At 52.5% G+C, this 22,976-nt stretch carries 22 protein-coding genes; 7 read left to right on the forward strand and 15 right to left on the reverse strand.

Annotated elements, in window-relative coordinates; genetic code table 11:
- Positions 1–40: 40 nt before the first annotated feature.
- Together ampE and ampD are read right to left on the reverse strand one after the other, a co-directional pair.
- Complete coding sequence (gene ampE / locus A7Z29_RS09365; protein WP_105290130.1) at positions 41–895, reverse strand: beta-lactamase regulator AmpE; 855 nt, start codon at positions 893–895, stop codon at positions 41–43.
- Complete coding sequence (ampD, locus tag A7Z29_RS09370) at positions 892–1,443, reverse strand: 1,6-anhydro-N-acetylmuramyl-L-alanine amidase AmpD (RefSeq protein WP_000923724.1); 552 nt, start codon at positions 1,441–1,443, stop codon at positions 892–894. The genes ampE and ampD overlap by 4 nt, the downstream gene beginning before the upstream one ends.
- A gap of 87 nt (positions 1,444–1,530) precedes the next feature.
- Between ampD and nadC the strand changes: the two genes are divergently transcribed.
- The 4 genes from nadC to hofC all read left to right on the forward strand — a co-directional run bounded on the left by nadC (position 1,531) and on the right by hofC (position 5,655).
- Positions 1,531–2,424 (forward strand): carboxylating nicotinate-nucleotide diphosphorylase, encoded by an 894-nt coding sequence (nadC, locus tag A7Z29_RS09375; RefSeq protein WP_001135170.1) that lies wholly within the window; start codon positions 1,531–1,533, stop codon positions 2,422–2,424.
- 203 nt (positions 2,425–2,627) lie between these two features.
- Positions 2,628–3,068 carry a prepilin peptidase-dependent pilin gene (gene ppdD / locus A7Z29_RS09385; RefSeq protein ID WP_000360890.1) on the forward strand — a complete coding sequence of 147 codons (441 nt, stop codon included), beginning with the start codon at positions 2,628–2,630 and terminating at the stop codon, positions 3,066–3,068.
- Between the two features lie 9 nt (positions 3,069–3,077).
- Entirely contained in the window at positions 3,078–4,463 is a 1,386-nt protein-coding gene (gene gspE, locus A7Z29_RS09390) for a type II secretion system protein GspE (protein WP_085460324.1), read from the forward strand.
- Positions 4,453–5,655 (forward strand): protein transport protein HofC, encoded by a 1,203-nt coding sequence (hofC, locus tag A7Z29_RS09395; protein ID WP_105290131.1) that lies wholly within the window; start codon positions 4,453–4,455, stop codon positions 5,653–5,655. Before gspE ends, hofC begins: the two co-directional genes overlap by 11 nt.
- Before the next feature lie 34 nt (positions 5,656–5,689).
- Here the strand turns inward: hofC and guaC are convergent, their stop codons facing one another.
- Positions 5,690–6,733: a GMP reductase gene (gene guaC, locus A7Z29_RS09400; protein WP_001217338.1), complete on the reverse strand. Its 1,044-nt coding sequence runs from the start codon at positions 6,731–6,733 to the stop codon at positions 5,690–5,692.
- A gap of 224 nt (positions 6,734–6,957) precedes the next feature.
- Here guaC and coaE point away from each other — a divergent pair, with 224 nt between their 5' ends.
- The 3 genes from coaE to yacG are packed head-to-tail and all read left to right on the forward strand — an operon-like array spanning position 6,958 to position 8,528.
- On the forward strand, positions 6,958–7,578 hold the full coding sequence (coaE, locus tag A7Z29_RS09405; protein WP_001269534.1) for a dephospho-CoA kinase: 621 nt from the start codon (positions 6,958–6,960) through the stop codon (positions 7,576–7,578).
- Positions 7,578–8,321, forward strand: coding sequence for a cell division protein ZapD (gene zapD, locus A7Z29_RS09410; RefSeq protein WP_001194742.1), 744 nt, complete (start codon positions 7,578–7,580; stop codon positions 8,319–8,321). The genes coaE and zapD overlap by 1 nt, the downstream gene beginning before the upstream one ends.
- A gap of 9 nt (positions 8,322–8,330) precedes the next feature.
- The gene (yacG, locus tag A7Z29_RS09415) at positions 8,331–8,528 is read left to right on the forward strand and encodes a DNA gyrase inhibitor YacG (RefSeq protein WP_000005045.1); all 198 of its coding nucleotides are present in this window, start codon (positions 8,331–8,333) and stop codon (positions 8,526–8,528) included.
- A gap of 100 nt (positions 8,529–8,628) precedes the next feature.
- On the opposite strand, the gene mutT is transcribed toward yacG, so the two are convergent.
- The 12 genes from mutT to murD all read right to left on the reverse strand — a co-directional run bounded on the left by mutT (position 8,629) and on the right by murD (position 22,975).
- A complete protein-coding gene (gene mutT / locus A7Z29_RS09420; RefSeq protein ID WP_000736036.1) occupies positions 8,629–9,018 on the reverse strand; it encodes an 8-oxo-dGTP diphosphatase MutT in 390 nt (129 codons plus the stop codon).
- A 59-nt stretch (positions 9,019–9,077) separates the two neighbouring features.
- Complete coding sequence (secA, locus tag A7Z29_RS09425; protein WP_000905801.1) at positions 9,078–11,783, reverse strand: preprotein translocase subunit SecA; 2,706 nt, start codon at positions 11,781–11,783, stop codon at positions 9,078–9,080.
- Between the two features lie 61 nt (positions 11,784–11,844).
- Positions 11,845–12,357 (reverse strand): secA translation cis-regulator SecM, encoded by a 513-nt coding sequence (secM, locus tag A7Z29_RS09430; RefSeq protein WP_000014323.1) that lies wholly within the window; start codon positions 12,355–12,357, stop codon positions 11,845–11,847.
- Between the two features lie 230 nt (positions 12,358–12,587).
- Positions 12,588–13,505 (reverse strand): UDP-3-O-acyl-N-acetylglucosamine deacetylase, encoded by a 918-nt coding sequence (gene lpxC, locus A7Z29_RS09435; RefSeq protein WP_000595482.1) that lies wholly within the window; start codon positions 13,503–13,505, stop codon positions 12,588–12,590.
- Between the two features lie 100 nt (positions 13,506–13,605).
- Entirely contained in the window at positions 13,606–14,757 is a 1,152-nt protein-coding gene (gene ftsZ, locus A7Z29_RS09440; protein WP_000462777.1) for a cell division protein FtsZ, read from the reverse strand.
- Between the two features lie 60 nt (positions 14,758–14,817).
- Positions 14,818–16,080 (reverse strand): cell division protein FtsA, encoded by a 1,263-nt coding sequence (ftsA, locus tag A7Z29_RS09445; protein ID WP_000588474.1) that lies wholly within the window; start codon positions 16,078–16,080, stop codon positions 14,818–14,820.
- Entirely contained in the window at positions 16,077–16,907 is an 831-nt protein-coding gene (gene ftsQ / locus A7Z29_RS09450) for a cell division protein FtsQ (RefSeq protein WP_000075731.1), read from the reverse strand. The genes ftsA and ftsQ overlap by 4 nt, the downstream gene beginning before the upstream one ends.
- A gap of 1 nt (position 16,908) precedes the next feature.
- Entirely contained in the window at positions 16,909–17,829 is a 921-nt protein-coding gene (ddlB, locus tag A7Z29_RS09455; RefSeq protein WP_032224424.1) for a D-alanine--D-alanine ligase, read from the reverse strand.
- A complete protein-coding gene (gene murC / locus A7Z29_RS09460) occupies positions 17,822–19,297 on the reverse strand; it encodes a UDP-N-acetylmuramate--L-alanine ligase (RefSeq protein WP_001096083.1) in 1,476 nt (491 codons plus the stop codon). Before murC ends, ddlB begins: the two co-directional genes overlap by 8 nt.
- 53 nt (positions 19,298–19,350) lie before the next feature.
- Positions 19,351–20,418 carry an undecaprenyldiphospho-muramoylpentapeptide beta-N-acetylglucosaminyltransferase gene (murG, locus tag A7Z29_RS09465; protein WP_000016572.1) on the reverse strand — a complete coding sequence of 356 codons (1,068 nt, stop codon included), beginning with the start codon at positions 20,416–20,418 and terminating at the stop codon, positions 19,351–19,353.
- Positions 20,415–21,659, reverse strand: coding sequence for a cell division protein FtsW (gene ftsW, locus A7Z29_RS09470; RefSeq protein ID WP_010345404.1), 1,245 nt, complete (start codon positions 21,657–21,659; stop codon positions 20,415–20,417). The genes murG and ftsW overlap by 4 nt, the downstream gene beginning before the upstream one ends.
- The gene (gene murD / locus A7Z29_RS09475; RefSeq protein WP_000796424.1) at positions 21,659–22,975 is read right to left on the reverse strand and encodes a UDP-N-acetylmuramoyl-L-alanine--D-glutamate ligase; all 1,317 of its coding nucleotides are present in this window, start codon (positions 22,973–22,975) and stop codon (positions 21,659–21,661) included. The genes ftsW and murD overlap by 1 nt, the downstream gene beginning before the upstream one ends.
- Position 22,976 lies beyond the last annotated feature (1 nt).

The following is a 22,976-nucleotide window of genomic DNA, read 5'->3' on the forward strand; positions in this document are numbered from 1 at the left end:
CTCTACGCCCTCACCCGCGCTGGGTGAGGGCTACAATCTTTTACACCAACGCTCCGTAAATCGTCAGTAGCGCAATCACCACCACAACCACGAACGAAGTTTTCTTCGCCATTGAAACCGCTGCTTTCGGCGTCCCCACCTTATCAACATGCGGTTCACGCGCCAGAGAGAACTGCGCCAGACGCGTTAACACCTGATATTGCGAAGTATGGAAATCACCCAGCGAAGCAAACCAGGCAGGTAATGCTTTCTCACCGTGACCGATCAAGGCATATACCACACCCGCAAGACGAACCGGCACCCAATCCAGCACATGAAGCACGGCATCAATGCCGGACTGTAAACGATGATGCGGCGTCTGGTAACGCGCCAGCCAGTATTGCCATGCACGCAAAAACGCATACCCCATCAGCGTAACTGGCCCCCAGGTTCCCCCTACAATCAACCAGAACAGAGGCGCCAGGTAAAAACGGAAATTGATCCACAGCAGTGCATTTTGCAGCTCACGCAAGAACTCACGTTCATCACAACCTGCAGGAACACCGTGAATCATGGTTAATTCGCCAGCCATCGTGGAACGGGCATGGTTATCGTTACGTGAAGCGGCTGTCAGATATGCATGATAATGGAGACGCACTTTACCCGCGCCAATACACAGTAAACCAAGCAACAGCCATACCAGCAGCGTAGGGACGTTGAACAATAACCCATGCAACGCGCGCAACAGCAAAAAAGTCACCCCCATCGCAATAATGGTCATACCTAACGTGCGCCCCAGCGAAAAATGTTTCACCCCCCGAAAGAACGCTTCAAGACGGTGATCAAGCTGCCAGTGCTCGCCCAACTTAAACAGGCGCTCAAAAATTAGCACCAGTAAGGTTGTAAATAGCGTCATGTTGTCTCCTTGCTAACCAGCGCACGAAACCGTGCCCAATCAAATGCAGGACCGGGATCGGTTTTCCGCTCCGGCGCAATATCGCAATGCCCCGTCATGTTTTTAGCGATATCTGGATAGCGATCAATCAGCGCCCGCGTAACCGCCGCAAGCTGTTGATACTGCGCATCGGTGTACGCCAGCGTGTCAGTACCTTCCAGCTCAATCCCAATAGAAAAATCATTACAGCGTTCGCGACCTTGATACTGAGAGACTCCCGCGTGCCAGGCGCGTTTATCGAAAGGAACATACTGGACAATTTCACCATCACGGCGAATCAAACAATGAGCGGAAACGCGCAAATGGGCGATCTCAGCAAAGAAAGGATGTGCCTGCGGATCAATAGTTCCGGTGAATAATGCGTCGATCCACGGACCGCCAAACTCGCCTGGCGGCAGGCTAATATTGTGCACCACCAGCAGGGTGGGTGTTTCGTCATCCGGGCGACAATCGTAATGTGGTGAGGGAACGCGGCGCGCGCCGACCAGCCACCCCTGTTCTAACAACATGCAGGATCTCCTTATATGTGGTGCTAATACCCGGTTCAGAGTAGCATGTTTCTACCTTATGATTCGTTAGCTATCTGGAGTTTTAACATGCCGCCTCGCCGCTATAACCCTGACACCCGACGTGACGAGCTGCTGGAACGCATTAATCTCGATATCCCCGGCGCGGTGGCTCAGGCGCTGCGGGAAGATTTAGGCGGAACAGTCGATGCCAACAATGACATTACGGCAAAACTTTTACCGGAAAATTCTCGCTCTCATGCCACGGTGATCACCCGCGAGAATGGCGTATTTTGCGGCAAACGCTGGGTTGAAGAGGTGTTTATTCAGCTGGCAGGCGACGATGTCACCATCATCTGGCATGTCGATGACGGCGATGTCATCAACGCCAATCAACCCTTGTTCGAACTTGAAGGCCCATCCCGCGTGCTGTTAACGGGCGAACGCACTGCGCTCAATTTTGTGCAAACTCTTTCAGGGGTTGCCAGTAAGGTACGCCACTATGTCGAATTACTGGAAGGCACCAACACGCAGTTGTTGGATACGCGCAAAACCTTACCCGGCCTGCGTTCAGCTCTGAAATACGCGGTACTTTGCGGCGGCGGAGCGAATCACCGTCTGGGGCTTTCTGATGCCTTCCTTATCAAAGAAAACCATATTATTGCCTCCGGCTCAGTGCGTCAGGCGGTCGAAAAAGCGTCCTGGTTGCACCCGGATGCGCCAGTAGAAGTCGAAGTAGAAAATCTGGAAGAACTTGATGAAGCCCTGAAAGCAGGTGCCGATATCATCATGCTGGATAACTTCGAAACAGAACAGATGCGCGAAGCCGTCAATCGCACCAACGGCAAGGCGCTACTGGAAGTGTCTGGCAACGTCACCGACAAAACTCTGCGCGAATTTGCCGAAACGGGCGTGGACTTTATCTCCGTCGGTGCGCTAACTAAACACGTACAGGCACTCGACCTTTCAATGCGTTTTCGCTAATTGCTGACAGATTTATCCGCTCCGTAGCGGGCGGATAATCTTCCCTTCCCCCATCTTTCTTCGTAACGCCTCGCAAATTTCTTGTCTTTCACTGCAACGTAATAAAAAACCCCGGAAGCTGCTTTCCCGTTTTGTTTTTTGCCCCTCGCCTGTGCCGATGGCGTTTGCCAAAGTAGCGCCAACGAAATCAAGGAGCAAAACAGATGGACAAGCAACGCGGTTTTACACTTATCGAACTGATGGTGGTTATTGGCATCATTGCCATTTTAAGCGCCATCGGCATTCCCGCTTATCAAAACTACCTGCGCAAAGCCGCACTCACCGACATGCTACAAACCTTTGTGCCTTACCGTACCGCCGTAGAGTTGTGCGCGCTGGAACATGGTGGAATAGATACCTGCGACGGTGGCAGTAATGGCATTCCCTCGCCTACCACCACCCGCTATGTTTCAGCCATGAGTGTGGCAAAGGGCGTGGTGTCGCTGACCGGGCAAGAAAGTCTCAATGGGCTAAGCGTCGTCATGACACCGGGTTGGAATAACGCAAACGGCGTCACCGGCTGGACGCGCAACTGCAATATTCAAAGTGACAGCGCGTTGCAGCAAGCCTGCGAAGATGTCTTCCGCTTTGATGACGCTAACTAAGGAGCGGCCATGAATATTTCACAGCTCACCGCCCTGTGTCTGCGTTATCAGGGAGTCTTGCTGGATGCCAGCGAAGAGGTGGTTCATGTGGCGGTGGTCGATGCGCCTTCGCATGAATTCCTCGACGCCTTACATTTTGCCACCACTAAACGCATTGAGATCACCTGCTGGACGCGCCAGCAGATGGAAGGTCACGCCAGTCGCGTACAACAAACGTTGCCCTTAGCCGTTCAGGAGAAGCATCAGCCCAGAGCAGAGTTGCTGGCCCAAACGTTACAATCTGCGCTGGAACAACGCGCGTCTGATATTCATATCGAACCAGCAGACAATGGATACCGTATCCGCCTGCGTATCGACGGTGTACTGCATCCTTTGCCGGACATTCCGCTGGATATCGGAGTGGCATTAACCGCCAGATTAAAAGTGCTGGGAAGCCTGGATATTGCGGAACATCGCCTGCCGCAGGACGGGCAATTCACTGTCGAACTGGCAGGGAACACCGTCTCATTTCGTATTGCGACCTTGCCATGTCGGGGCGGTGAAAAGGTGGTATTACGGTTGTTACAGCAGGTGAACCAGGCGCTGGATGTCAACACGCTGGGAATGCAGCCGTTACAACTGGCGGACTTTGCTCATGCCCTACAGCAACCACAGGGACTGGTGCTGGTAACTGGCCCTACCGGAAGCGGCAAAACGGTCACGCTTTATAGTGCCCTGCAAACGCTGAATACCGCTGACATTAATATTTGTAGCGTCGAAGATCCGGTTGAGATCCCCATCGCCGGGCTAAACCAGACGCAAATACATCCGCGTGCCGGGCTCACCTTTCAGGGCGTTTTGCGTGCGTTATTGCGCCAGGATCCTGACGTCATCATGATCGGAGAGATCCGCGATGGCGAAACGGCAGAAATCGCTATTAAAGCCGCGCAAACGGGTCATCTGGTATTGTCCACGCTACACACTAATTCCACCTGCGAAACGCTGGTGCGTTTACAGCAAATGGGGGTCGCCCGCTGGATGCTCTCGTCGGCGCTCACGCTGGTAATAGCCCAGCGTCTGGTACGCAAACTTTGCCCACATTGTCGCCGGCAGCAAGGGGAGCCTATCCATATTCCCGACAATGTATGGCTATCGCCGCTGCCCCGCTGGCAAGCACCCGGTTGTGAACATTGCTACCTCGGTTTTTATGGTCGCACGGCCTTGTTTGAAGTTTTGCCCATAACACCGATTATACGTCAGCTTATTGCCGCTAATACCGACGTTGAATCGCTGGAAACGCACGCCCGACAGGCGGGAATGCGCACGCTTTTTGAAAACGGCTGCCTGGCCGTGGAGCAAGGCTTAACCACCTTTGAAGAGTTAATCCGCGTATTGGGGATGCCGCATGGCGAGTAAGCAACTCTGGCGCTGGCATGGCATAACCGGCGACGGCAATACGCAAGATGGGATGCTATGGGCAGAGAGCCGTGCTTTGCTGCTTATTGCACTACAGCAACAGATGGTTACCCCACTTAACCTGAAGCGAATCGCCATCAATTCTGCGCAGTGGCGAGGAGATAAAAGCGCGGAAGTCATTCATCAACTGGCGACGCTACTCAAAGCCGGGTTGACGCTTTCTGAAGGGCTGGCTCTGCTGGCGGAACAGCATCCCAGTAAGCAATGGCAAGCATTGCTGCAATCGCTGGCGCACGATCTCGAACAGGGCATTGCTTTTTCCTATGCCTTATTACCCTGGTCAGAGGTATTTCCGCCGCTCTATCAGGCGATGATCCGCACGGGTGAACTGACCGGTAAGCTGGATGAATGCTGTTTTGAACTGGCTCGTCAGCAAAAAGCCCAGCGACAGCTGGCCGACAAAGTGAAATCAGCATTGCGCTATCCCATCATCATTTTAGCGATGGCAATCATGGTGGTTGTGGCAATGCTGCATTTTGTTCTGCCGGAGTTTGCCGCTATCTATAGGACCTTTAATACCCCGTTACCGGCGCTAACGCAGGGGATCATGACGCTGGCAGATTTTAGTGGTGAATGGGGCTGGCTGCTGGTGTTGTTCGGCTTTCTGCTGGCAATAGCTAATAAGTTGCTGATACGCCGCCCGACCTGGCTTATCGTGCGACAGAAATTGCTGTTACGCATCCCAATTATGGGTTCCCTGATGCGGGGACAAAAACTCACGCAGATTTTTACGATTCTGGCGCTGACACAAAGTGCAGGGATTACTTTTTTACAAGGGATTGAGAGCGTCAGAGAAACAATGCGCTGCCCGTACTGGGCGCAACTTCTGACACAAATCCAGCACGATATCAGTAACGGTCAGCCTATCTGGCTGGCGCTAAAAAATGCCGGTGAGTTTAGCCCACTCTGTTTGCAATTAGTGAGAACAGGAGAGGCATCCGGCTCGCTGGATCTCATGTTAGATAACCTCGCTCACCATCATCGGGATAACACGCTGGCGCTGGCAGATAATCTTGCAGCCTTACTGGAACCGGCGTTGCTGGTTATTACAGGAGGAATTATCGGTACACTGGTGGTGGCAATGTATCTGCCAATTTTCCATTTAGGCGATGCGATGAGTGGGATGGGATAACGCTGGCGTGGTGATCCACGCCAGCATTGGGAGATTACAGGTTATTGAAGATGCGGTTTTCTTGTTCCTGCACACGGATAAACGTGGTGCGCTTGGTCAGCTCTTTCAGGCGTGAAGCCCCAACGTATGTACAAGCTGAACGCAGACCGCCTAAAATATCACGCGCGGTATTTTCAACCGGGCCACGCAGCGGCAGCTTAACGGTTTTACCTTCTGCAGCGCGATATTCCGCAACGCCGCCAACGTGGCGTTTCATCGCAGACTCGGAGCTCATGCCGTAGAACAGCATAAATTTCTCGCCGTTCTCTTCAACAATGCGACCACCGCTCTCTTCGTGGCCTGCCAGCATACCACCGAGCATCACGAAATCAGCACCGCCGCCAAAGGCTTTCGCGACATCGCCCGGTGTGGTGCAGCCACCATCGCTGACGATCATCCCGCCCAGACCGTGCGCGGCATCGGCACATTCGATTACCGCAGAAAGTTGCGGATAACCGACGCCTGTTTTGACGCGAGTTGTACAGACAGAACCTGGGCCAATACCAACTTTAACGATATCAGCACCGGAGAGGATAAGCTCCTCACACATTTCACCAGTCACTACGTTGCCAGCACAAATGGTTTTGGTCGGCCACGCTTCACGCGCTTTCGCAACGAACTGCACGAAGTGTTCGGAATAACCATTTGCCACATCAATACAAACGAAGTTTAATGCCGGGTTCAGGTCGAGAATTTGTTTGGTTTTTTCGAAATCCGCATCAGACGTGCCGGTAGAAACCATCACATGTTTCAGCACATCAGCGGAAGAATTGTTGATAAACGCTTGCCACTCTTCGACAGAATAGTGTTTATGCACAGCAGTCAGAATATCAAAAGAAGCCAGCGCAGAGGCCATGGAAAAAGTGCCTACGGTGTCCATATTCGCGGCGATAATCGGCACGCCGGACCAGCTCTGACCTGAATGTTTGAAGGTGAATTGACGTTCCAGTTCAACATCGGAACGACTTTTAAGAGTAGAACGTTTAGGACGGATGAGGACGTCTTTAAAACCTAACTTCAGATCTTCTTCAATACGCATGTGCGGATTCCTGGGGTTAATGGCTATAAGGATAAGAGCGCAACTCCAGTGACGCTATCATACGCACTAATCGATGTGGCGCAAGACTGCGAAATTGTCTTTTTTTACGCTACAATCCCATAAATTTACCTGGTAAATAATGAGCGAATGTTCCATCAATTTCGCTTTTGTACGCTCATTTTTAACATTTTGATAATCATGATGAATTCCCGGGAATATAAATTATGAGGTATATAGTTGCCTTAACGGGAGGCATTGGCAGTGGCAAGAGTACCGTTGCAAATGCGTTTGCAGACCTCGGAATTAACGTCATTGATGCCGATATTATTGCGCGTCAGGTGGTTGAACCAGGTGCACCTGCGCTACGTGCCATTGCTGAACACTTTGGCGCTGACATGATTGCTGCTGATGGGTCATTGCAGCGCAGGGTCTTGCGCGAGCGGATCTTCGCTAACCCGGAAGAGAAAAACTGGCTTAACGCCCTGCTGCATCCGCTGATTCAGCAGGAGACGCAACGTCAGATCCAGCAGGCAACTTCTCCCTATATACTGTGGGTTGTGCCATTGCTGGTAGAAAACTCACTGTATAAAAAAGCGAATCGTGTGCTGGTGGTGGATGTCAGCCCAGAAACGCAACTTAAGCGCACCATGCAGCGCGATGATGTTACTCGCGAGCATGTCGAACAAATTCTTGCTGCCCAGGCAACGCGCGAAGCCCGTCTTGCCGTGGCAGATGACGTCATTGATAATAACGGCGCACCGGATGCTATTGCATCGGATGTTGCCCGCCTGCACGCACACTATTTGCAGCTTGCGTCGCAGTTTGTCTCACAGGAAAAACCGTAATGCAGACCCAGGTCCTTTTTGAACATCCACTAAATGAAAAAATGCGTACATGGCTGCGCATTGAGTTTTTAATTCAACAACTCACCGTAAATTTACCCATCGTTGACTACGCTGGCGCCCTGCATTTCTTCCGTAATGTCAGCGAATTGCTGGATGTTTTCGAGCGCGGAGAAGTGCGCACTGAGCTGTTGAAAGAGCTTGACCGCCAGCAACGTAAACTCCAGACCTGGATTGGCGTGCCAGGCGTTGATCAGAGCCGTATTGAAGCATTAATTCAGCAGTTAAAAACAGCGGGTAGCGTGTTGATTTCCGCGCCGCGTATCGGGCAATTTCTACGTGAAGACAGGCTGATTGCCTTAGTGCGTCAGCGTCTGAGCATCCCTGGCGGCTGTTGTAGCTTTGATTTGCCCACTTTGCATATCTGGCTGCATTTACCCCAGTCACAACGCGACAGCCAGGTAGAAACCTGGATTGCCAGCCTGAACCCGCTCACCCAAGCACTTACCATGGTGCTTGATTTAATTCGCCAGTCTGCCCCCTTCCGCAAACAAACCAGCCTGAATGGTTTTTATCAGGATAATGGTGACGATGCCGATTTGCTGCGCCTGAATCTGGCGCTCGATTCACAGCTTTATCCGCAAATTTCCGGTCATAAAAGCCGTTTTGCGATTCGTTTTATGCCGCTGGACAGTGAAAATGGACAAGTACCGGAACGTCTGGATTTCGAACTGGCCTGTTGCTAAGGAGTAAAAATGTCAGAAACTATTACGGTGAATTGCCCTACCTGCGGGAAAACGGTGGTTTGGGGTGAAGTCAGCCCGTTTCGGCCATTTTGTTGCAAACGTTGTCAACTGATCGACCTCGGAGAATGGGCTGCTGAAGAAAAACGAATCCCCAGCAGCGGTGATCTTTCTGAGAGTGATGACTGGAGCGAAGAGCCAAAGCAGTGACATTTTGTCTGATGCCGCACGTAGGCCTGATTAGACGCGGTCAGCGTCGCATCAGGCATCTTGCGCAAATGTCGGATGCGGCGTAAACGCCTTGTCCGACCTACAGACGCTTAAGCTTCGCAATTACCGGTTCATTGGCTGGCGGAAAATCATCGGCATTCAGACCGACCAGCGACATCCACTTACCGGGTTGCCCTTCTTTACCCCACGGCTCCCCTTCCCAGCTTTCGACCAGCCAGAACCACAGAGTTATATGCCTGTCCGGGAATTCATATTCCAGCTTTTCAAATAGATAAAAATGTTGCGGGGTAATCCCGACTTCTTCCTGAAGTTCACGCACCACCGCTCGTTCCGGTGTTTCGCCCATTTCAATTTTACCGCCTGGAAACTCCAGTTTATTCGCCATGTGCGCATCTGCGGCACGACGAGTAATAAAAATTTCATTGTTCTCGTTGCGAATAATACCCACCGCAATTTGCAGTTTTTTCATTGTCTTAAACCTATAAAAAAGGCGCAGAATCCTGCGCCTTTTATTTCAACAGTTAGCTTTTATTGCAGGCGACCATGGCACTGCTTGTATTTTTTACCAGAACCGCACGGGCAAGGATCGTTACGTCCTACTTTGCGCTCACCGGTTTGCGCCGCCAGTGCCGCTGCGGCTGCAGAGTCGTCATCCTGATGGCTAAGCTGCTGCATTTGCGCTAAACGCTCGGCTTCCATACGACGCTGTTGTTCCAGCTCCTCAACCTCTTCAGGCATACGTACCTGGACTTTGCTCAGCGTGCTGATAACTTCATATTTCAACGACTCCAGCATCGCTGCAAACATGGAGAACGATTCACGTTTGTATTCCTGCTTCGGATCTTTCTGTGCATAGCCACGCAGGTGGATACCCTGACGCAGATAGTCCATCGCTGCCAGGTGCTCTTTCCACAGGGAGTCAAGCGTTTGCAGCATGACGCCTTTCTCGAAGTGACGCATCATCTCAGCACCAACCACTTCTTCTTTACGCTGATACACTTCGATAGACTGCGCCAGAATACGCTCACGCAGCGTCTCTTCATGCAGTTCAGGCTCTTTGTCCAGCCACTCGGCAATCGGCAAATCGAGGTCGAAATCGTTTTTCAGACGTTCCTGCAGACCCGGAATATCCCACATTTCTTCCAGTGACTGTGGCGGAATGTAGGCATCGATGGTCGCTTTGAACACATCTTCACGAATGCTGTTGATGGTTTCGCTCACATCGCTAACATCCAGCAGTTCGTTACGCTGGGAGTAAATGGCGCGACGCTGGTCGTTAGCCACGTCATCATATTCCAGCAGTTGCTTACGAATATCGAAGTTACGGCTTTCAACTTTACGCTGGGCGTTGGCAATCGCTTTGGTCACCCACGGGTGCTCAATGGCTTCGCCTGGTTTCATACCCAGTTTACGCATCATGCCGGATACTCGGTCGGAAGCAAAAATACGCATCAGCGCATCTTCCATCGACAGGTAGAAACGGGAAGAACCAGCATCCCCCTGACGACCAGAACGACCGCGCAACTGATTATCGATACGACGAGATTCGTGACGTTCGGTGCCGATGATATGCAGGCCACCTGCTGCCAGTACCGCATCGTGACGTACCTGCCAGTCGGCTTTAATTTTTTCAATTTGCTCTGCGGTCGGATTTTCCAGCGCGGCAACTTCTGCCTGCCAGCTACCACCAAGCACAATGTCAGTACCACGACCCGCCATGTTGGTCGCGATGGTCACCGCTGCCGGATAACCTGCCTGAGCAACAATCGCCGCTTCGTTGGCGTGGAATTTGGCGTTGAGGACGTTGTGTTTGATACCGGCTTTGGTCAGCTCATTTGACACCAGCTCCGATTTTTCGATGGAGATAGTACCCACCAGCACCGGCTGACCTTTCGCAGTACGTTCTTTGATATCTTCAATGATCGCCTGAATTTTTTCTGCTTCGGTCATGTAGACCAGGTCTGGCAAATCTTTACGAATCATCGGACGGTTGGTCGGAACGACGACGGTATCCAGCTTGTAAATTGAGCTGAATTCGAATGCTTCGGTATCAGCAGTACCGGTCATCCCCGCCAGTTTTTCATACAAACGGAAGTAGTTCTGGAAGGTGATAGAAGCCAGCGTCTGGTTTTCGTTCTGGATCTGCACACCTTCTTTAGCTTCAACAGCCTGGTGCAGACCATCGGACCAGCGACGCCCCTGCATGGTACGACCGGTGTGTTCGTCAACGATGATAACTTCGCCATCTTTAACGATGTAATCGACGTCGCGAGTAAACAGCGCATGAGCGCGCAGCGCCGCCGTTACGTGATGCATCAGCATGATGTTGGCCGGAGAGTACAGCGACTCCCCTTCATCCATGATGCCTTCTTTCACCAGCAGTTCTTCAATCAGCACCAGACCACGTTCGGTCAGGTTCACCTGGCGAGATTTTTCATCAACCGAGAAGTGGCCTTCACCCTGGAAGGTTTCGGAGTCTTCTTTTTCCTGACGGATCAGGTGCGGAATGATTTTATTCACACGTTTATACATTTCCGAGCTGTCTTCAGCCGGGCCGGAAATAATTAGCGGTGTACGCGCTTCATCGATCAGGATGGAGTCCACTTCGTCCACCAGCGCATAGTGCAGTTTACGCTGTACACGTTCTTCAGGGCTGAACGCCATGTTGTCGCGCAGGTAGTCAAAGCCGTATTCATTGTTCGTACCGTAAGTGATGTCAGCCGCGTAAGCCTCACGCTTTGCCGGCGCAGGCATTCCCGGCAGGTTGACGCCGACGGTCAGGCCGAGAAATTCAAACAGCGGACGGTTGTTTTCGGCGTCACGTTGCGCCAGGTAGTCGTTGACGGTAACAACGTGCACACCTTTACCGGTTAATGCGTTCAGGTAAGCAGGCAGCGTTGCGGTCAGAGTTTTACCTTCACCAGTACGCATTTCCGCGATGCAACGTTCATTAAGAACCATACCGCCGAGCAACTGTACATCGAAGTGACGCATACCAAAGACGCGCTTACTTGCTTCACGCACGACGGCGAAGGCTTCCGGGATCAGATTTTCCAGCACTTCGCCTTTTTCCAGGCGCGCGCGGAACTCTGCGGTTTTCCCTTTCAGTTCTTCGTCGGAGAGTTTTTCCATCTCCGGTTCCATGGCATTGATGATGTTCACCACTTTGCGCATCCGGCGCAGGGTACGATCGTTACGACTACCGAAAACTTTAGTTAATAATTTGATTAGCATAATAAAATCTCAAACGCCCCGCGTTGCGGAGTTAATAAAATGAAATAAAGGTTTATTGTTGTTAGCTGAGGCGTTGAGGGCCAGCACGGATGCCTTGCGCCAGGCTTATCCAGACGGGCGTGCTGAATGTTGCTTGTGGGGTAAAATGCGCATAATCAATGCGATAATCATTTTCAGACGGCGTGCCTTCCTGGGTCAGCAGCGCGCTGAGCGTATCCAGTAAAGCAAGATGTTGCGCCTGAAGAGGCAAAGATTCTTCGGCAACGGGCAGCGTTTGCGGTGCCATTGCGAAGGAAAGATGACGGATTACCGTGCGAATTGCGTGCTGATGCCAGTAATCAACAGAATAGTTTGAGTTCGGGCGGCGCGTGTTCGCTTCCAGCAAGGCCAACTGACCAAAGTTAACTTTGGCGGAAGGCTCGTGGTTGCGGGTTGTCGCTTTTGCGGGCGCATTTGGTTCGGCGGCGTTGCTGAGCGCAGGCAGACCTAAACTCGCCGCGACCATCCCTAACAAGAGATGCGGCCAGAAGTAGCGTTTACCAAACTGTCGCCAGCGCGTCAGTATTCCACTCACGTTATTGCCATCCCGATCGTATTCAAACGTTTTTAGCGCACAAATCTTACCATTAAAGCCTGAAGTCCACAGCAGGAATGAAGATAAGTTGTGCGTAAAAGTGCTTAAGAAAACAGCGTTCGCACCGTTTCTTACGGCTCTGATAAAAGCTCAAAAAAAACGACTGGTTCACCTGGCCGGAGAGAGTGCCAGATTTGCCAGTCGAATTTTATACGACAGTATAAATGTCGTTATGCCAGTACGGCTGAAGGCGCTTTGAAGGCCAACGGCAGTTCTGCGTCGTCCTGGAAGGTCACATATTCCCAGGCTTCCTGTTTTGCCAGGACAGCCTGCAACAATTTATTATTCAGTGCATGACCGGATTTATAAGCGGTGAATGCACCAATAATGTTGTGACCACACATGAACAAGTCACCGATCGCGTCGAGCATTTTGTGACGAACAAATTCGTCTTCAAAACGCAGACCGTCTTCGTTCAGTACGCGATAATCGTCAACAACGATGGCACAATCGAAACTGCCGCCCAGGCACAAACCACGGGACTGCAGGTATTCGATATCACGCATGAAACCGAACGTACGCGCACGGCTGATCTGGCGCATAAACGCATCAGCAGAGAAGTTCATCGCATAACGTTGATTGCTGGAATCGATAGCCGGATGGTTGAAATCGATGGTGAAATCCAGCGAAAAACCATTGTATGGCTTAAATTCAGCCCACTTATCGCCATCTTCGACACGAACAGTCTCTTTGATGCGAACAAATTTCTTGGCGCAGTTCAGCTCGTCGATACCCGCATCAAGCAGCAGGTAAACAAACGGAGCGGCACTACCGTCCATGATCGGGATTTCCGGTGCGTTAACTTCGATAACAATGTTATCGATGCCTAAGCCCGCGAGCGCAGCATTCAGGTGCTCAACGGTTGAAATCCGTACATCATGCTCGTTGACCAGACACGTACAGAGCATGGTATCACGCACAGATTTGGCATCGGCCGGAAAATCTACCGGTGGATTCAAGTCGGTGCGACGATAGATGACCCCGGTGTTGGCCGGCGCAGGGCGTAACGTCAGAGTGACTTTCTTGCCGGTATGTAAACCGACACCCGTCGCCTGAACGATACGTTTAAGTGTCCTTTGTTTGATCATCGTATTATCTCGCCAAATTACCTATCCAACCGAAGTGTACTATACATTCGGCAGGCCAGTTTAGCACAAAGAGCCTGGTAACCCAAATTCCAGCTTAATCTTAGTCAGCTTGCTTACGCAGGAAAGCAGGGATATCCAGATAATCCGGCTCTTTCGCAGTTTGCGGCGTATTGTCGTTCACCACTTTAGCTACCGGTTTCTGCTCTTGCGTCAGCGGTGCCATACCGTGCTGCTGGTAACGATCCATCACCGGCTGCTGAACTTGTTTATTGGTCACCAGAGTGATTTCAGGACGTTTGTCCATGCCGATACCTGTTGCAACCACGGTTACACGCAGTTCGTCGTTCATATCCGGGTCAAGAGAAGTACCGATAACCACAGTCGCGTTATCCGAAGCAAATGCACGGATGGTGTTACCTACGGTTTCGAACTCATCCAGACGCAAGTCGAAGCCCGCCGTGATGTTAACCAGCACGCCGCGCGCACCAGACAGGTCGATGTCTTCCAGCAATGGAGAAGAGATAGCCATTTCAGCCGCTTCTTCCGCACGATCTTCACCGCTCGCCACGCCAGAACCCATCATTGCGTAGCCCATTTCAGACATCACGGTACGTACGTCTGCAAAGTCCACGTTCATCAGACCCGGACGAGTAATCAGTTCGGCGATACCCTGAACTGCGCCTTTCAGCACATCGTTCGCGGCGCCAAACGCATCAAGCAGGGAGATACCGCGACCCAGCACTTTCAGCAGTTTGTCGTTCGGGATGGTGATCAATGAGTCCACATGCTTGGACAATTCAGTGATCCCCTGCTCCGCGAAGGCCATACGCTTCTTGCCTTCAAAGTTGAAAGGCTTAGTCACGACAGCAACGGTCAGGATACCCAAATCTTTTGCCACTTCAGCAACGACCGGCGCAGCACCTGTACCAGTACCACCCCCCATACCTGCTGCAATAAATACCATGTCTGCACCTTCCAGCGCCGCACGTAGTGCATCGCGATCCTCATCAGCCGCATTACGGCCAACTTCTGGATTAGCGCCAGCGCCCAGTCCTTTGGTGATACCACTACCGATCTGAATCGTCTGCCCAACCGCCGTTTTACGCAGCGCCTGTGCATCGGTATTTACCGCGAAAAATTCAACACCTTCAATGCGCTCACGCACCATGTGCTCAACAGCATTACCGCCGCCGCCGCCGACGCCGATGACTTTAATCACCGCGTCGTTGGTAAGTTCCATTGGTTCAAACATAGTTTCTCTCCGATATGTGCCTGTCGCCTGAGGCCGTAATCACCGTCGACCTCATAAAAATTAAAACTCTTTTCGCAGCCAACTATTGAGTCGCTTGATCCACGAGCCAACTGATGCTGTAACACGTTTTTCTACTTCCGCTTCACCGTTAAGATGTGACTCTTTCCCGTAGTGAAGCAATCCCACAGCCGTCGAGTAATACGGCTCCTGAGCATAATCAGTTAAACCGGTGATATTCAGCGGCGCGCCAATACGCACCTGCGTATGAAACACGCGCTGAGCGCAGGCGGCAAGTCCTTCGATCTGCGCCGCGCCACCGGTTAATACAATGCCCGCCGCCAGGTGATGTTTCACGCCTTGTTGGCGAAGCTTTTCCTGCAGCTGCAATATCTCTTCGTTGACCAGGTTGAGCAACTCGGTATACCGTGGCTCAATCACCTCCGCCAGCGTCTGACGTTGCAGACTACGCGGTGGTCGCCCACCTACGCTCGGCACTTCCACGCTCTCATCTTTACCGACGATGGAACCCAACGCGCAGCCATGGCGAACTTTAATCGCTTCGGCGTCGCTTGGCGGCGTGCCAAAGGCATAGGCGATATCACTGGTCACCACATTGCCAGCATAAGGAATTACCTTGGTGTGGCGCAATGCCCCACCGGTATAAACGGCGATATCCATTGTACCACCACCGATATCGACGACGCAGACTCCCAGTTCACGTTCGTCTTCCGTCAATACCGAATAACTTGATGCCAGTCCGGCAAATATCAGTTGGTCAACTTTCAGCCCACAACGTTCAACCGCTTTGACGATGTTTTTCGCCATATCGTTGTGACATGTGATCAGGTGCACTTTTGCCTGCATTCGCACGCCCGAAAGTCCTACCGGATTTTTGATCCCTTCCTGATAGTCAATCGCATATTCTTGCGGGATCACATGCAGCACACGATGTTCATCGCGCACACGCACCGATTTCGCGGTATGGACGACGTTTTCCACATCTTCTTGCGTCACTTCTTCTTCAGAAATGGGCACCATACCAATTTCATTCTGGCAGCTGATGTGCTTACCAGAAAGCGCCAGATATACCGAAGAGATCTGGCAATCTGCCATTAATTCTGCCTGGTCAATGGCGCGTTGTACGCATTTGACCACAGATTCGAGGTCGTTAACCCCGCCTTTATCCATACCACGTGACGGGCAGCTGCCCACACCAATGATATTGACCATACCGTCGGGCAGAACTTCCCCTACTAAAGCGGCAACCTTCGCGGTGCCGATCTCCAGTCCTACTACCAGTTTTCTGTCCGTCGCCTTGATCATTGTTGTTCTGCCTGTGCCTGATTTTGTTGCTGAGTAGATTCCTCCGGCGGCAAGGGCGCCCAGCCTACTGCCGCTCCAGAGTCATAACGCAAATCAACGTAGCTAATCCGTTTGCCATCGGTTTGCGCCTGCTGCTGTAAAACCGGATAAAGTTCTACAAAGCGAGCCAAACGTTTCATCGTATCGCCCCGGCCAAGGTTGAGCTTAATATCGTTATTCAGCGTCAACTGCCAGGAACGCCGCGCGGTCATCGCCGCTTCCTTCAGAGTAAATCTGTCCTTTGCCAGCATCTGCCCCATTTCGCGATAGCCCTGCAACACTTCATTGGCGCTGCCTTCCGGGCCATACAGCATTGGAAGCACCTGCTTGCTGGTGCGATCTGGCGGCACGCTGAAGGTGTTTCCTTCCGCGTCTACCATGTGTTGATCATTCCACCGCGCAATCGGCACATATTCAACCAGATGAATCTTCAATTCATCAGGCCACTGCTTTCTGACGCTCACCTGCTTAATCCACGGCAGGCGTTGTTCAATTTGCGTCTGGATGATGTTGACATCCTGAGTCATAAAAGTACCCGGCTCACCCAATGCCAGGATCGACTGCCGGATATCGTCATTACGCGTGTAATGGCGTTCACCGGTCAACACCAGCTTTGAGAGCGGCAGGCGTTGCGCATCTTCCATCCAGCCCAACACGACCCAGCCGCTCACCAACACAGTCGTTAAAACCGTCAGCAGGAAAAGTATCCCCGCCAGACGCGTTCCATTATTGCGGTGAGAAGAAATTTCTTCTTCACTGTTTCGCGTGTTCAGAGCAGCCTGCGACATATTAGTCCGCCAGTTCCAGAATTCGTACTACCAACTGCGAGAAGCTTAAGCCTGCCTGACGTGCCGCCATCGGCACCAGACTGTGGCTGGTCATACCCGGAGAGGTATTGGCTTCCAGCAGATAAAACTGTCCATCGCTGTCCAGCATGACATCAATACGCCCCCATCCTTTGCAACCTAACGTCGTCCATGCTTTCAGCACTAATGCCTGCAAATTGGCCTCTTGTGCCGCGTCTAAACCTGCGGGGCAGAAATACTGTGTCTCATCAGAGAGATACTTCGCCTCATAATCATAGAAGGTTCCGGCGGGTTGAATACGTATTGACGGTAAAATTTCTTCACCGAGTATCGCAACAGTGAACTCCGGCCCACTTAGCCATTTTTCAATCAATACTTCTTCATCGTGCTGAAATGCCAATCTTAATGCATCTTGTAGAGCATTTTCTGCTACTACTTTTGACATTCCCACGCTGGAACCTTCGCGGCTCGGCTTAACGATTAATGGTAAACCCAGAGCAGAAATTTCGGCTAACTGCTTATCGCTAATGCCTTTTTCAAACTCTGCGCGGGTTAACGCTACCCACGGCGCTACGGGTAAACCAGCACCTTGCCACAGCAGTTTGCTGCGTAGTTTATCCATTGAAAGCGCAGATGCCATCACTCCGCTGCCGGTATAAGGCAGTCCCATCAGCTCAAGCATCCCCTGCAATGTGCCGTCTTCACCGCCGCGCCCGTGCAGAGCGATAAATACTTTCTGAAATCCCATCGATTTCAGTTGCGTCACGTCAACTTCTTTCGGGTCGACAGGATGCGCGTCGACGCCGCCTTCGCGCAGCCCGGCTAACACTGCGGCACCAGAGTTCAAAGAAACTTCCCGTTCTGCGGAGGTTCCGCCCAACAGAACCGCGATTTTATCAGTCATGTTGTTCTTCCTCCGGAGTTTGCGGCTTCAGTTTGATTTCAGCTAAAGAACGGGCAATTTTTCCGATATTACCAGCCCCCTGAACGAGAATCAGGTCGTTACCGGTTAATACCGGTGCTAGCATCTCGGCTACCTGCGCCGGGTCCGGCACCAGAATGGGGTCAATTTTCCCACGTCCACGAATCGTGCGACACAGCGAACGGCTGTCCGCTCCCGGAATTGGCGCTTCGCCAGCCGGATACACTTCCAGCATCAACAGGGTATCAACCTGCGTCAGCACATTGGCGAAATCATCATACAGGTCGCGCGTACGGGTAAAACGGTGCGGCTGAAACAGCATTACCAGGTTTTTATCCGGCCAGCCTGCACGCGCCGCCTTAATGGTGGCGTCCACTTCGGTCGGGTGGTGACCGTAGTCATCGACCAGCATTGCTGTACCACTTTTACCGTTGACCGGCTCCAGCGGGAATTCACCGAGGAAATCGAAGCGACGACCGGTTCCCTGGAAGCTCTCCAGCGCACGCAGAATAGCGTCGTCGTCAATCCCCTCTTCCGTAGCAACCGCAACCGCAGCCGCCGCGTTCAGCGCATTATGACGACCAGGCGCATTCAGGGTTACGCGCATTGGCTCTTTGTCCTGGCGTAGCAGCGTAAAGTGTCCCTGCGGACCAATCTGCTGATAATCTTCTACACGCACGTCGGCATCTTCACTGAAGCCGTAAGTTGTGGTCTGACGCCCCACGCGCGGTAACAATTCGCGGATCACCGGATCGTCAACACACATTACCGCACGCCCATAAAACGGCAGGTTGTGCAGAAAATTAATAAAGGTCTGTTTTAAATTCTCAAAGTCGCCCTGGTAGGTATCCATATGGTCGGCTTCGATATTGGTGACAATCGCCACCATGGGTTGCAGATGCAGGAACGATGCATCGCTCTCATCCGCTTCGGCAATCAGGTAGCGGCCATGCCCCAAACGTGCATGAACGCCAGCCGCTTTTACCAGCCCACCGTTAACGAAAGTTGGATCGAGACCCGCTTCCGCATAGATGCTGGAAACCATCGCGGTGGTTGTCGTTTTGCCGTGCGTTCCGGCAATGGCGATGCCATGACGAAAACGCATTAACTCAGCCAGCATTTCCGCGCGACGGATCACCGGAATACGCGCTTCATGGGCAGCAACAATTTCCGGGTTATCGGCAGAAATTGCACTGGAAACAACGACCACGCTGGCGTCGCGCACATTTTCCGGGCGATGGTTGAAGTAAATCGTCGCCCCCAGATTCATTAACTGCTGCGTGACCGGATTTGGCGCTAAATCTGAACCACTGATCTGATACCCTTCATTGGCCAGAACTTCGGCAATACCGCCCATACCGGCACCACCGATGCCGACAAAGTGAATGTGCCGAACGCGACGCATTTCGGGCACGATGTAACGCAGTTTTGCCAATTGTTGTGTATTCATTCTTTACGCCATTAACTTCTCAAATTCATGCGATGCAAAAGGCATCGCCACAATTACGCCCGGGCAGCCCGGCTCACTTCATTTGCCACTCGCTCGGTGGCATCCGGGATGGATGCAGCACGGGCGCGTTCTGCCATGGTTAATAAGGTTTCTCGCGACCACCCGGCCAGGGTGTTGGCGACAGCATCCACAGTAAGCTGTGGTTGCTCGATAATTTTGGCTGCGCCCGCTTTTTCCAGCGGCAGTGCATTCCAGTATTGCTGGCGGTCTTTATGCTGAAACGGCACAAACAATGCTGGTAACCCCGCCGCAGCGATTTCACTCACCGTCAACGCACCAGAGCGGCAAACGACAACATCCGCCCACGCATACGCCGCCGCCATATCATCAATAAATTCCGTCACTTTATGCTGCGGTTGCCCTGCTTCGGCATACGCTTGTTCAACGGATTGTTGCGAACCTTTGCCGCTCTGATGCCAGATAGTGACTGAATCGCCCAGCTTTGCTGCAACCAGCGGCATTGTCTGGTTAAGAATGCGTGCGCCCTGAGAACCACCCACTACCAACACACGAACCGGACCTTCACGTCCAGCCAAACGTTGCTGCGGCAACGGCAGCGCCAGCACATCGGTACGAACAGGATTACCCACCACTTCCGCATTAGGGAAAGCGCCTGGAAACGCCTGCATCACTTTGGTCGCAATCTTCGCCAGCCATTTATTGGTTAAGCCCGCAATACCGTTTTGTTCATGAAGTACGACCGGAATGCCTAACGACCACGCGGCCAGACCACCTGGACCTGATACGTAGCCGCCCATACCGAGCACCACGTCAGGTTTATACGCTTTCATAATCGCCCGCGCCTGACGCCAGGCGTTAAAGATACGCAACGGAGCTGCGAGTAACGCTTTAATACCCTTACCGCGTAGACCAGAGATACGAATAAAGTCGATCTCGATACCGTGCTTCGGTACTAAGTCCGCTTCCATACGATCGGCAGTACCCAGCCAGCGAACTTGCCACCCCTGGGCCATTAAATGATGCGCAACCGCAAGCCCCGGGAACACATGTCCGCCAGTGCCGCCAGCCATCACCATTAATCGCTTCCCTTGACCACTCATCGTGAACCTCGTACAAACGCCTGCGCTTTCTCCAGACGCGTTTCATAATCAATACGCAACAGCATCATGATGGCTGTTGACATAATCAGTAAGCTCGAACCACCGTAACTGATTAGCGGCAATGTCAAACCTTTAGTCGGTAACATCCCTGCCGCCGCGCCTACGTTAACCAGTGCCTGGAAACTAAACCAGATGCCAATTGAACAAGCGAGAAAACCGGAAAAACGATGGTCAATTTCTAACGCTTTACGACCAATCGACATCGCGCGAAAAGCGACGAAGAATACCATTAAAAGCGCCAGCACCACACCGATATACCCCAGTTCTTCGCCGATAATGGCGAAAATAAAGTCAGTGTGCGCTTCCGGCAGATACTCCAGTTTTTGTACCGAGTTACCTAAACCTTGCCCCCACAGTTCGCCGCGACCAAACGCCATCAGCGATTGCGTTAACTGATAGCCGCTGCCGAAGGGATCTTCCCACGGGTTCCAGAATGCGGTAACACGGCGGATACGGTACGGTTCAGCGAGGATCAGCAACACAACCGCTGAAATCCCCATACCGATAATGGCAATGAACTGCCACAATTTCGCCCCCGCCAGGAATAGCATTGCCAGCGTGGTCACAAACAGCACCACCACCGTACCGAGGTCTGGCTGCGCCAGCAGCAACACCGCCAGCACCAGAATCACGCCCATCGGTTTCAGGAAGCCACGCAGGTTATTACGCACTTCGTCGCCTTTGCGCACCAGATAGTTGGCGATATAGCAAAACAGCGACAGCTTGGTCAGTTCGGCTGGCTGGATACGCAACAAGCCAAGATCGATCCAACGCGATGCCCCTTTAACCGAGCTACCCACCACCAGCACGATCATCAACAGGATGATTGATCCGAGCAGCATCGTGGCACTGTAGCGTTGCCAGAACTCCATCGGCAGACGCAGCGTAATGATCGCCAGAATGAACGCCAGGATCAGATAGACGCCATCACGCTTCGCGAAGAAGAACGGATCGTTGGTTAAGCGTTGCCCTATGGGCATTGACGCCGAGGTCACCATGATAAAGCCAATCGCCGCGAGGCCGAAGGTCAGCCACAGCAAGGTGCGATCGTACATGATCAGGCTGTCGGTATCTTTTTCCCGCGAGCCCATCACCCAGCCCTTTAGCGCCGTGGAGATCCAGACCAGGATACTGAATCCCGGCAGGCGCGGCATTTTCAGGCGAGGGAGAGATAAACGCATCAACCTAACTCCTTCGCCAGACGAGCAAACTCATTGCCTCGTTGTTCAAAGTTCTTGAACTGATCAAGGCTGGCACATGCCGGGGAGAGCAGAACCATATCGCCCGGCTGAACACGCGGAGCCAGCAAGCGCATCGCCTGTTCCATCGTTTCGGTTTGCTCTGCCACTTCCGGGCGTAACGCCGCCAACTGTGCGCCATCACGACCGAAACAATACAGACGCACGTTATCGCCATTCAGATAGCGCGCCAGTGGGCTGAAGTCTGCCGATTTACCATCGCCGCCCAGCAACAAATGCAGCGTGCCGTCTACGTGCAGGCCATTCAGCGCCGCTTCGGTACTACCGACGTTGGTCGCTTTCGAATCGTTAATCCAGCGCACACCGTTATGCTCCAGCACCACTTCAAAGCGATGCGGCAGACCGGTAAAGGTGGTTAATGCTTTCAGGCTGCTGGCACGCGGCAAACCAGCGGCATCTGCCAGCGCCAGTGCTGCCAGCGCATTGGTGTAGTTATGCTGCCCGGAAAGTTTCATCTCTTTCACGTTCAACACTTTCTCGCCTTTCACCCGCAGCCAGGTTTCACCCTGCTGATGGTTCAGGTGATAGTCACCCATATTGACGCCGAAGCTGACACAACGTTCATCTGCACCGCGAATCGGCATCGTTAAGGCATCATCGGCATTAACCACGCAAACTTTTGCGTTTTCGTAAATACGCAGTTTTGCCGCACGATACTGCTGTAAACCAAATGGATAGCGATCCATATGATCTTCAGTCACGTTCAGAATGGTCGCCGCCACCGCCTGTAAGCTGGAAGTCGTTTCCAGCTGGAAGCTTGACAGTTCCAGCACGTACAGTTCGCACTCAGCATCCAGCAGCATCAAGGCTGGCAGGCCAATGTTGCCACCCACGCCAACGTTAACACCTGCTGCTTTCGCCATTTCGCCCACTAAGGTAGTGACAGTGCTTTTGCCGTTAGAACCGGTGATCGCCACAATCGGCGCTTGTGCTTCGCGGCAGAACAGCTCGATATCGCCAACAATTTCAATTCCGGCATCGGCAGCGGCGCTTAGGGACGGATGCGCCAGCGCAATGCCGGGGCTGGCGACAATCAGATCTGCCGCCATCAGCCATTCATCATTGAGACCGCCAGTATGGCGCTCCACCGCTTCGGGTAATTTATCCAGGCCAGGCGGTGTCATACGCGTATCCATAACGCGCGGCGTCACGCCGCGAGCGAGGAAAAAGTCCACGCAAGAAAGCCCGGTGAGGCCCAGGCCGATAATAACGACATTTTTACCCAGGTAATCAGCCATG

The sequence above is a fragment of the Escherichia sp. MOD1-EC6842 genome, from assembly GCF_002965705.1.
GTDB classification, from domain to species: Bacteria; Pseudomonadota; Gammaproteobacteria; order Enterobacterales; family Enterobacteriaceae; genus Escherichia; species Escherichia ruysiae.